Here is a 10,743-nt window from a genome sequence, read left to right as displayed (position 1 = left end):
GTCGGAACCATGATTCTGGGAGGAATGCTTGTCGTAGCAACCTGTGGTATGGCACTTCCTTTAGTGGCTACAGTAGGAGTAATGGCAATTGGCGCAGGAACAGCAGCATATGGCTTTTCAAATACAGTAGAAGGTGGTCAGGATGTTTATGCAGGAGTAACAGGAGACCCAAGAATGGTATCGGTTAATCCAATCCGTGATACAGTATTTGCCAGTAATCCGGACCTCTATTATTTAATAGGAAATGTATTAACAATCGCTGCTTCCCTGATACTGACCGGAGGAATGGCAGCAAATGCAGCAGTAAGTGCAGGAACATCCATCGGCAGGGCAGTAGTAACAGAGTATGCAAAGCAGGGACTGACGGTGGCAGCGAGCAGCTATGTGGACAAGAGAATGACAGAAGCAACCAACAGTCCACTGGCAGGCTTTGTAGTTGGATCACTAACCGGAATGGCAACATATGGAACGCTCAGTGAGACAGAGCTGGAAGTAGTAAATAATGTAAAAAGACCGCAGCAGTTGGGAAATGTTGGGGAGAGTGGTACTTCTTTAACAAAGAGACCATCTTGGAGACAAGCTGAATTAGATGCAGCAAAAGATTTCCCAGATTATTTAGAACAAAAATCATTCATAAAGGGAAAGGAAGTTCCATATGGAACAAAAGGAAGTGTTAGACCGGACTTGTATAAGGATGGATTCAGTATAGATGTAAAGAATTATCAAATTGAAACTGCATCTGGTAGAAGCAACTTGGCAAGAAATATTGAAAAACAATATTATCAAAGAATAGGTAATTTACCAGAGGGAACAGAACAGTCAGTATTAATTGATATACGAGGTCAAAATATATCGCAAAATAATCTTAATGCTTTATATAATGATATTGTGGAACGAACAAGTAATGGAATAAAAGTGAGATTTAAGGAAAGTTAAAGGAGTATATGATATGGCAGTTGGATTTAAAGTTGGTTTTTTATGGTATCAAATAGGTAGTGGAGATTTTTTACATTGTTTTTTTTCGACAGTTGCTGTAAATTTAGAGAATAATAGTTGGGGAAGTAGATTTCCGCTGATAATGAATCAATTGTATCAGGGAAGTCTTGAGAGTGAAAATGTAAGTAAAGCGTTAATAGAATTGAATACAATTAAAGAAGAATTAAGGAAAATATCACCTAATAAAGTAATTTGGGATATAGATGATATTAAAAAACTGCCACCATGGGGCGATAATATTAGTAAGGACATAACTGATTTATCAAATTATTTTGTGACGAGTGATGGTGAAGATTTTTTAACATTGTTTAAACATGCCTTAGAGAAAAGTCAGGAGTTAGGATTACCAATAGAGATAGAGTCGTTATAGATGAAAATGGTTTTATAAGTAACAAAACTATCAGAAAACTTGATTAATATAAAATTCAGATGGTTATAATAGACAGGCAATTAGAAAATGATATGTAAAAAATGTAAAGGAAAAATGAAATGAAGTATCGAAGGTGCTACGCAAGGCTGGAGATAGGTTTGGCGGTTCACCAAATTTGGATAATATAGTATCTCAATCAAAAGATGTTAATTTGAGTCAATATAAGAAAATAGAAAATCAATGGGCAAAAGCTATAAGCGAGGGAAAAAAGTAAAGGTAGATGTTAAGGTTAAAACGCATTGTTTTCAGGAAAGATTGATATTATGAGAACGATGCGTTTTGCTTATCTGGAATTATATTGTAATTTTGGTCTCCTTGATAGTGAGTGGTGTGATAAAGTTCGAGAATTAAAAAATGAACATTACAATAGATTGGAAATAGAAGAATGATAGGAAATGAAGAGTTTTTGCAGTTGCGAGAGGTGGGTTAGGCGATTTCATCATTTATGATGCAGATGTTCAATTAAAAAATCAGTTGAATGAGAAATATAATGACGAAGTAAAAAGAGTTTGGAACATTATGAAAGACTATATTTAATATTGACTTCGTATAAGAATATCTGAAATCACAACGGAATATAGTTCCTGCTCTTGCTGTGTAAACTTCAAATAATCAGCATCCTGCATGTCAAAGGAAGATGCCCAGAAATATCTTGATTTTCTTGAGAATGGAAGCAAGGAAGGGCTCACAGAGGCAGAAATAAGAGGAATCGGAAAGGTAGACGAAGCACTTGCATTAAAGAAAGTAAACCCGGAGGAGCTGTTGGAACTTAGAAAACAGCAGCTGGGGAATGTAGGGGAGAGTGGTAGAAAGACTAATTTTGATAATGAAATACCTAGAAGTGGGGCTGAATGGAATGAATATTTAAAGGAAAAGTATGGTGCAGATAATGTACATTGGAATATTAATTCTGTTGATGATATTTTTAGGGATCCAACACGTTTGAAAGGATATTGCTGATGAATTGCAGAAGGTTCTTGGAAATGATTGGACAAGAGGTGTATATGGAAGCAATGGTGGCGGTTGGAAATTAATGAATGGTGATGTTTCTATATTTTATCATCCAGGCGGAGGCAAACATGGAGGTTCATATTATGGAATATCATCTGGGGCTACTGGAAAAATAAAGGTAGTAAATCCTGAAACTTATATCCCGCTGAAAGGTGATAGAGCAACTATAATTTATGATTAGAGGTATTGAGATGATAATTTCATTAGAAGAAAGATATGAAAACTTTAAAAAAACAATTCAAGAATGTGGAAGTTATTTGTTGACAGAAAGTGATGATACAATTAAACATAATCTATTTGAGGAATTTTCGATAGATGCGATTAGTTTTCTACATGAAGATACATTAAATCTTCTTTTGGATGAAGGTATGATTAATGATGATATACTAGAAAAAAGCATAGAGTTAAGAAATTCATTTATACAATTAGAAAAAAATGTAGAGTTGCTTAGTGTAGAAGCGGTAAGAACAGTTGAAGAATGGAAAAGATTATTAAGAACATCGGATGAAATAAGAAAGTTACTTTATTGGTAAGGTGATTAATTTTCTAGGTGAAAAGCTAGTTAATAACTGTGCAGAAGTATTTGCAACTAATAATGCATTGTTAGGTGGAGCCGATATTGATAATATATTTTTAAATACAAGAAATTTTGGAGTGAAGAATATGATCCACTTTGTGATAATTGTAAAATAACTTTTGAGAATTTTAAGTTGCAAAAAAATAAATAGGATATTATGTAGAAACAATCGGTAATATCACAGACGAAGCAGTACAAAAATATATAAAAGAGCAAGCAGAGGAATCGAGAAAAGAAGATTCAAGAAGTACCGCTTTATAGCGGACCAGTAAAAATGATTGCGACACCGCCCTTTTGGGCGAGCGGTAACATAGCTCTTTGGAGGGCTTATAACAAACCATCAGTTGAACTGGTGGTTGCTGACTTAGAAAAATAACGAAATAAAAAACGAAATAGCAGCGGTATTTAAAAACGAATTAAATTTTATTTGGTACACAATCGAATGGTGGAGGTAGTAAGGCATATTAATGTGCATATAAGTGTAAGAAATAGTAACAGGAATAACATTTACAGAATAGGAATGGCATCATTATGCTGATAAAATTAGATACCAATGTTTATACATCAAAGGTAAATTCTTTTTCAACGGTATCCGGTGAGGTAGAAGGAAAATAGCTTACAGTTCCGAATTTAAATGTATCAATGGACGCCATGACAGCGTACCGGGCGGGCTTTTCACAGTTAATTGGTCTGATGAGTTATTATTAGAGCCTCCTGACGCAGGATGTCGGGAAGCTTTTCACACTGCGTGATGAACTGGTTGATGCAGAAGCTTCTTTGATGAAAATGATAAAGACAAAATAGGGAGAGTGGAGAAAGTTATGGGATTTCAGGTAAAATATGAAGAAATTACCAGCATTCGGGAACTGATTCTGGCACAGATTGACTGGTGGATAGAACAGATAGATGCGGTAAGAAGAGTATTGTAGAGATTGCTATCATGTCGGAGATGCATGGAGGGACAGGAGGAGAACATTCAGGGAGCAAGATCAGACTTTGATGTGGTAGCAGAGGAAGTGGCGGATATTGAGAGAGAACTATCTGCTTATCTTGATGTGGGCAGATTTTCTACAACCTGTATGGAAAGCTGCTTTGACAATGCGCTTGCCGGAGTGCAGAATGTCCGCACACAGATAGGGGAATATGAAGAGGCACACAGCCATGCAGATATGTATCCCATCGATATGATGGCAGGCTATCTTCGCCGTATTATTGGTCGCCAGTTAGGTGGCAGTAGTGCTACAATCAGTGCATATGATGCATCGGTTGTGAATGCAACAGAGACTTTTCAACTGGCACAGATGATGGATGGAATGTTAAGTACATATCTCGAACAGGTGAAGGACAGGGCAAACTCCTGTGAGGAGTTCTATGAACTGCAGCAACAGCAGTGGCAGGAATCTATCCGGCTGAGAACAGAAGAAAGCATTGTGAAAACACTTGTCGGAGTCGGAACCATGATTCTGGGAGGAATGCTTGTCGTAGCAACCTGTGGTATGGCACTTCCACTGGTGACAACCGTTGGAGTTGTAGCAATTGGATTAGGCACAACTGCATATGGTTGTGCGAATGCTATAGAAGGTAGTCAGGATGTTTATGCAGGAGTAATAGGAGACCCAAGAATGGTATCGGTTAATCCAATCCGTGATACATTATTTGCCAGCAATCCGGAACTCTATTATTTAATAGGAAATGCGTTGACAATCTCAGCTTCTATGATACTGACCGGAGGAATGGCAGCAAATGCAGCAGTAAGTGCAGGAACATCCATAGGAAGGGCAGTAGTAACAGAGTATGCAAAGCAGGGACTGACGGTGGCAACCAGCAGTTATGTGGAAAAGAGCATGACAGAAGCAACCAACAGTCCACTGGCAGGCTTTGTAGTTGGATCACTAACCGGAATGGCAACATATGGAACGCTCAGTGAGGCAGAGCTGGAAGTAGTAAATAACGTAAAAAGACCGCAGCAGTTGGGAAATGTAGGAGAGGGTGGAAGTAAGACAGTAAAGTATTCACCAATCAAACCTTGTAATGAAATTAGTCAAGAAGTAGCAGAATCTTTTAATGGTGCAACATTTACAAAAACAACGTTGACAGAAGATACAGTTATGTATAGAGTAAGTGGTGGTAAAGCAGGAGAGGTTGGTTCATATGTATCAAGAACGCCTCAAGGAGGAGGATTGCAATCACAATTGGATTTAGCATTAAATCCTTCGTGGGGAAATACAACAGAAAATATTACCAAGGTTGTTGTTCCAAAAGGAACCACAATTTATGAAGGTATAGCGGCACCACAAAATATATATGATAGTCTTGGAAATGTGATAGGAACATTGCCAGGAGGTGGAAATCAAGTATATATCCCAAAAGTGGAAGCGGGGTGGTTTAAATGATAAAATGTGAATGTAGTGAACGAATAGGAAGTGTTATTAATTCATATAAATTATATGAAGATATTAAATTGTTTTTTGAAGAACAGGTAAAAGAAGATATATTTTCAGAAGTACCAGTAGGAAAGCCATATTGTGATGGATTTGAGTGGAAAGCAGATAAATGGTACAAGTGTAAGTGTTGTGGATGTCTATGGGAAATTAAATATCCTGATTTTCCAGCAAAAGGTTTTGTTCGTAAGTTTGCTGATGGAATATATCACCAGAAGGAGATAGGGAAAAATGAATATTAAAGAACCAATTAGTAATCTTAAATTAGTCGAGGCAATTGAAGGATTAAGTAACAATAATGCAACACAACAGAAATTTTTTACAGAATTTGCACAAGCTAAATTACTATGCCCTGCAGATATTCATTTACAAAACAGTTCGAAAGATGGTAATGAAATAGTTGTAGGTGAAGGGTCTTCAATATCTATAAAGCATTTAGAAGATACAAAAGGTAATAAGTTTTTAATTGCATTTACTGATTGGGAAGAATTATATAAATGGAATTCCTCAAAAGAACAGCAAACAGTTATTTTTGGTTATAAGGATTTTCAAAACATTATGAAAGAATCGAGAGATGTATATACAGGAATGGTAATAAATCCTTTCGGTGCCAATATTGTGATTACGCTTCCAATGCTTGATGGAATGGAAAATGATTGTATAATTAAAAAAGAAGAACAGGTGTTTATAGGCATTCCAGCTGAATACCCAACTGAATTGATAAATGAGCTATGTGTATATTTTGATAAAGAAAAGAGTGTTGATAAGGCGTTTTTATTATGGATGGTAAGGGGTGAAGAAGGAAGCTATTTACTAATATTGGATTCAAAAGAAGAACCTAATAGTCTATACCCAAGAGTTGGAAAATTTTGCATTAGATTTTTAAGAGATAAGATGCTTGATATGGTTTCAGCGGATTCGGATTTTGGAAAGAATGCAATTAGAGAATACAAACCATTTTATGAAAGAGATTAATTTAATTATGGTTATACTTTAGGACTTCAAAAATCCCTAACTCAAAAAGCTACTTTAATCTCTGTCTGTTCACGAAGTGAATGACATACAGAGATTAATAATAGCTTTTTGTCATTTACCTAAAGGGGAAAGGACTCCTTATGGCGAAATTTGCCCTCAGGTATACAAAAGGATTTGTCCGACAATTTATATTGAAGATATTGTGAGGTATTGATTTTACTAACCTGTTGCAAGCTGGGAATTTTCACCCTTCCACAGAACTATTGTTTGCTAAAATGCTTATAGACGCTGTGAGATAGCCAATTTCTGTGAATGATAAAAAATTACAAGAAGAGATTTCGTTACGAGTTTAACAAATATTCATAACATCATATTTTCTTAAAGTGGCATACCAAAATCAAGACAAGCCAACTAATTGTTAAGAAAATGCCTTATTCTGATATCTTGAATAATTTTAAGACCTAGGATAAGAAATTTAATCAGTACACCTATACGAACGATAGAACTACATGAGCAGTTGGATCAGGAATTATTAAATCTTATCACAGAAGTTCAGAACCATGAGAGCAGTACCGTGACAGCACTGGAGAATTCCGTGGAATTGTTACTATCGAGTCTGAATACCTGTATTGCAAAAATCGGATTGAACACAGCTGCAATTGCAAGTTATGAAAGCAACAGCTTTTATACAGATAAGGACGTGTATGCACTTGCCAATATCAGTGAATTGTTTTATCAGCAGCATGAAGACAATAAAGATGTATATGATGCAATCTGTGAAGCGGAACAGAACCTAAAGGATGCAGCGGAAGAACGTGAGACGCAGGGAGTGTGGAAGACCGTTGCCGGAGTGGGTTTGCTTGTAGTAGGCGGAGTATGTATAGTCGCATCATGGGGAACAGCAACACCAATTGTTGCAGCCGCAGAGGGTATTGTTGGAACCGGAACGACTATTTTTGGAGTCGCAGATTCTGCGGAAGGTGCCCAGGATATTTATTATGGAAGCATCGGAGATATTGACAGTACCGCAGTAAATGACTTAAAATATGTGGTATTCCAAGGAAATGAGGAAGCATATTATCTGACAGAAAGTGTCTTTGCATTTGCAGCATCCGCAATGATTCCAATCGGTCAGGCGGCCTCAGCAGGAAACCTGACATTTCGAAGTGGAGCAACAATCGTTGCAAAAGAAGGAATTGCAACAGCAGCAGGTGCAGGAGCCCAGAAGTATACGACGGATTTAACTGGAAACCAGACCGCAGGAATGTTAGCAGGTATGGCAGCAAGTATGGCAACTGCGAAAGGACTGAATGGAATTGAAGCAGGAGCGAAGAAACTGGCGAAACCGAAGCTTGGAGATGTTGGAGACGGCGGAGGTTCAGCGTTTGCAAGAAATAATTTAAAATCTGTGTTAGCTAATGAAAGTTTGACATTAGATGAGTTTAATACACTTCGTTTAGCAGATGTAAATGAATTGTCAGCAGAACAAATTGGAAAATTAAAAAATATAAGAGAAGCAGTGCCTAAGATTGATAGTAATACAGTGATTCAAAAAACTATTCCCTTTGAGGATATAGGAAAATACATAGGAGATGACGGATATAGTACTATCAGAGGCTATATAGCAAGATATGATGATGTTTCACATATTCATGGTTATGATAATGTTGTAGAATCATCAAGATTAGACTATACAATAAATAGTGATATTAGACCATATCCAGAAGGTGGAAATGCATATGGTTATATTAAATTTATGACGGATGATGTGGATAGGATTGGAATACCGTATGGAACAGAATTTGGTGGGGGAAATACAGACCCTGCCCCATGTACACGTAATGGATTTACAGGTGCAAGGAATGGAGAAGTTATTCCAGAATGGACAGTTGATGGTAACCTGGAACCAATAGAAGGTGCTGAATTGCATAGGGTAATTGATTCAGAAGATTCTATCGTAGCTATTTTTGATGGCGAACATTTCAGAGAGGTGAAAAAATGATAAAAAATGGAAAATATGCTTATTATAAAGGAAATGAATATAAATTTTCAAGAGATGCTGATGGTAATTATATTATTATAACATCAGATCTAAAGAAAACTGATTGTACATTTAAAGATAAATATAATACAGGAGTATACAGTAAATTAGTGAATATATCAGATGTAGATGAAATTTACAAAATTGCAACTTATGGAAAGGTGAATGAAGAGAGGGTTTCAATTATAAAGGAAAAAAACGGAGAATATTTGGTTAGTACAAATGACTGCAAGATAGGGGAAAAGCTGAAGTTGGATCGAGTTGACAAATATGCATATGAGGGATGGTTAAATTCAAATATAGTAAAGCTTGATGAGGAAAAACAAGTTATAAAATAATTGGTTTACATGAGCAGTTGGATCAGGAGCTATTGAATTTTATTACAACAATCCAAAATCAGGAAAGTAGTACCGTAACAGCGCTGGAGAATTCTGTAGACTTATTAATTTCGAGCCTGAACAGCTGTATTGCAAAAGTAGGGTTGAACCAGGGAACAATTGCAAATTATGAAAGCAACAGCTTTTATACAGATAAGGACGTGTATGCACTTGCCAATATCAGTGAATTGTTTTATCAGCAGCATGAAGACAATAAAGATGTATATGATGCAATCTGTGAAGCGGAACAGAACCTAAAGGATGCAGCGGAAGAACGTGAGACGCAGGGAGTGTGGAAGACCGTTGCCGGAGTCGTATTGGTTGGTGTTGGGGTGGCATGTATTATTGCAACTGCAGGTGCAGGAGCCCAGAAGTATACGACGGATTTAACCGGAAACCAGACCGCAGGAATGATAGCAGGTATGGCAGCAAGTATGGCAACTGCGAAAGGTCTGAATGGAATTGAAGCAGGAGCGAAGAAACTGGCGAAACCGAAGCTTGGAGATGTGGGAACTGACGGTGGCGCAGTATTAAATGATGCGGATGTGGGTTCGGCTGTAAAGGGTGGTAGATATTCGAACTTAGGTAATATGTCATTTGAGGATGGAAAGCAATATTCATCGTGGAGTAAACTTAGAGAAGAGGGATTGTCACTTGAACAAGTAGAAAAAATAAAAGGCACACCAAAGGGACAGAAACCATTACCAGAAACTTATTTGAGTGAGGAATATATTAATAATCATCTAAATTCATTCAAGAAAAGTGGTGCGGTAAAAATAATGCCAAGTGAGCCATCAGGAACAATTGGTGGTAAAGGTGGTACATTTGTAATGTCTGGGGATGAACTAAGTGAAATAATTCGAAACGCAGATGGGGATGTGGCTAAAATAGAAAGTGTTTTGGGATTAGACAAAGGATATTTAGGAAGTAATCCTGTTATAGTGACAATTCAGGACACATCTAGTTTAAGACTTCCATCTGGCAATGAATTAGGTGCATGGCCGGAATACTGGGAACCAGGCGGCTATACAAGTGGTGGAATAAAAGAAGCAGTTATTAATCCGGCGAAAGAAGGAACATATACATATAAACATTTATTTGAATAGAGGTGCTTTAAAATGAAGTTAATTATAGAAGATGAGGGTATTAGTCTACTGGAAAACAAAGGGCAATATTATCTTCAGTATGATGCAGGAGCGCATATGATAAAGAAAAAAAGAATTGAAATTACAAATGAAGAGGCGGAGTTATGCCAATTAGATGTTGAAGAAATGTATAATCTTATTTTGCAATATCAAAATGATGGTGTATATGGTGAAGATGTAGTTGAATAAAATATATAAATTTAATTATGGTTATACTTTAGGACTCCAAAACCCTTAACTCAAAAAGCTATTTTACTCTCTGTCTGTTCACGAAGTGAATGACATACAGAGATTAATAATAGCTTTTTGTCATTTACCTAAAGGGGAAAGGACTCCTTATGGCGAAATTTGCCCTCAGGTATACAAAAGGATTTGTCTGACATTTTATTTCTAAGGTACTGTAAAACATTGATTTTACTGACTTGTTTCAAGTTGGTGTTTTCATTCTTACACAGAACTATTGTTTGATGAAATCAAAATGACACACAGAATATGGACTCTATGCTGGAGTTTATAAGGTCTATTTTGATAGCAAGAACAGGAAGTCCTGCTATATCAGTAACTAATTATCAGGCTGATAAAATTAGATACCAATGTTTATGCATCCAAGGTACATTCTTTTTCAACGGTATCCGGTGAGGTAGAAGGAAAACAGCTTACAGTTCCGGATTTAAATGTATCAATGGATGCTATGACAGCGTACCGGGCAGGCTTTTCACAGTTAATTGGTCTGATGAGTTATTATCAGAG

Annotated in this window: 12 protein-coding genes and 2 pseudogenes; all 14 read left to right on the top strand. The window is 36.7% G+C overall.

Going from position 1 to position 10,743, the window contains the following annotated elements; translation table 11 throughout:
- Positions 1 to 936: pseudogene (locus DWW33_RS15755) on the top strand (hypothetical protein); the annotation flags it as partial.
- Positions 937 to 949: 13 nt separating this feature from the next.
- Complete coding sequence (locus DWW33_RS15240; protein ID WP_117842384.1) at positions 950 to 1,366, top strand: immunity 70 family protein; 417 nt, start codon at positions 950 to 952, stop codon at positions 1,364 to 1,366.
- Positions 1,367 to 1,499: 133 nt separating this feature from the next.
- Positions 1,500 to 1,640, top strand: a complete 141-nt coding sequence (locus tag DWW33_RS16345; RefSeq protein ID WP_442969660.1) for a DNA/RNA non-specific endonuclease — start codon at positions 1,500 to 1,502, stop codon at positions 1,638 to 1,640.
- Between the two features lie 410 nt (positions 1,641 to 2,050).
- On the top strand, positions 2,051 to 2,386 hold the full coding sequence (locus tag DWW33_RS15230) for a hypothetical protein (protein WP_117842385.1): 336 nt from the start codon (positions 2,051 to 2,053) through the stop codon (positions 2,384 to 2,386).
- Positions 2,387 to 2,390: 4 nt separating this feature from the next.
- The gene (locus DWW33_RS15225; RefSeq protein ID WP_117842386.1) at positions 2,391 to 2,618 is read left to right on the top strand and encodes a hypothetical protein; all 228 of its coding nucleotides are present in this window, start codon (positions 2,391 to 2,393) and stop codon (positions 2,616 to 2,618) included.
- A gap of 10 nt (positions 2,619 to 2,628) precedes the next feature.
- Complete coding sequence (locus DWW33_RS15220) at positions 2,629 to 2,970, top strand: hypothetical protein (protein ID WP_118544594.1); 342 nt, start codon at positions 2,629 to 2,631, stop codon at positions 2,968 to 2,970.
- 194 nt (positions 2,971 to 3,164) lie between these two features.
- Positions 3,165 to 3,275, top strand: a pseudogene (locus DWW33_RS16340) (IS200/IS605 family transposase); the annotation flags it as partial.
- 692 nt (positions 3,276 to 3,967) lie between these two features.
- Positions 3,968 to 5,407: a hypothetical protein gene (locus tag DWW33_RS15215; RefSeq protein WP_118639806.1), complete on the top strand. Its 1,440-nt coding sequence runs from the start codon at positions 3,968 to 3,970 to the stop codon at positions 5,405 to 5,407.
- Complete coding sequence (locus DWW33_RS15210) at positions 5,404 to 5,697, top strand: hypothetical protein (protein WP_117699323.1); 294 nt, start codon at positions 5,404 to 5,406, stop codon at positions 5,695 to 5,697. The genes DWW33_RS15215 and DWW33_RS15210 overlap by 4 nt, the downstream gene beginning before the upstream one ends.
- On the top strand, positions 5,687 to 6,430 hold the full coding sequence (locus DWW33_RS15205; protein WP_117699322.1) for an enhanced serine sensitivity protein SseB: 744 nt from the start codon (positions 5,687 to 5,689) through the stop codon (positions 6,428 to 6,430). Before DWW33_RS15210 ends, DWW33_RS15205 begins: the two co-directional genes overlap by 11 nt.
- Before the next feature lie 517 nt (positions 6,431 to 6,947).
- Positions 6,948 to 8,432 (top strand): hypothetical protein, encoded by a 1,485-nt coding sequence (locus tag DWW33_RS15200; protein ID WP_118173736.1) that lies wholly within the window; start codon positions 6,948 to 6,950, stop codon positions 8,430 to 8,432.
- Positions 8,429 to 8,809 carry a hypothetical protein gene (locus DWW33_RS15195; protein ID WP_117690461.1) on the top strand — a complete coding sequence of 127 codons (381 nt, stop codon included), beginning with the start codon at positions 8,429 to 8,431 and terminating at the stop codon, positions 8,807 to 8,809. Before DWW33_RS15200 ends, DWW33_RS15195 begins: the two co-directional genes overlap by 4 nt.
- A 32-nt stretch (positions 8,810 to 8,841) precedes the next feature.
- Positions 8,842 to 9,954: a hypothetical protein gene (locus tag DWW33_RS15190; RefSeq protein WP_118639805.1), complete on the top strand. Its 1,113-nt coding sequence runs from the start codon at positions 8,842 to 8,844 to the stop codon at positions 9,952 to 9,954.
- A gap of 12 nt (positions 9,955 to 9,966) precedes the next feature.
- Positions 9,967 to 10,182, top strand: a complete 216-nt coding sequence (locus DWW33_RS15185; protein WP_055147993.1) for a hypothetical protein — start codon at positions 9,967 to 9,969, stop codon at positions 10,180 to 10,182.
- The last annotated feature ends 561 nt before the right edge of the window (positions 10,183 to 10,743 follow it).

Origin of the sequence: Roseburia sp. AF15-21 (assembly GCF_003479505.1) — a bacterium.
GTDB classification, from domain to species: Bacteria; Bacillota; Clostridia; order Lachnospirales; family Lachnospiraceae; genus Roseburia_C; species Roseburia_C amylophila.
This window is presented reverse-complemented; position numbering and strand designations above follow the sequence as displayed.

Excerpts from the sequence above, each read along its gene's own strand:
- DWW33_RS15185 (WP_055147993.1), top strand. The coding sequence starts at position 9,967 with ATGAAGTTAATTATAGAAGATGAGGGTATTAGTCTACTGGAAAACAAA.
- DWW33_RS15205 (WP_117699322.1), top strand. The coding sequence starts at position 5,687 with ATGAATATTAAAGAACCAATTAGTAATCTTAAATTAGTCGAGGCAATT.
- DWW33_RS15230 (WP_117842385.1), top strand. The coding sequence starts at position 2,051 with ATGTCAAAGGAAGATGCCCAGAAATATCTTGATTTTCTTGAGAATGGA.
- DWW33_RS15220 (WP_118544594.1), top strand. The coding sequence starts at position 2,629 with ATGATAATTTCATTAGAAGAAAGATATGAAAACTTTAAAAAAACAATT.
- DWW33_RS15215 (WP_118639806.1), top strand. The coding sequence starts at position 3,968 with ATGGAGGGACAGGAGGAGAACATTCAGGGAGCAAGATCAGACTTTGAT.
- DWW33_RS15210 (WP_117699323.1), top strand. The coding sequence starts at position 5,404 with ATGATAAAATGTGAATGTAGTGAACGAATAGGAAGTGTTATTAATTCA.
- DWW33_RS15195 (WP_117690461.1), top strand. The coding sequence starts at position 8,429 with ATGATAAAAAATGGAAAATATGCTTATTATAAAGGAAATGAATATAAA.
- DWW33_RS15240 (WP_117842384.1), top strand. The coding sequence starts at position 950 with ATGGCAGTTGGATTTAAAGTTGGTTTTTTATGGTATCAAATAGGTAGT.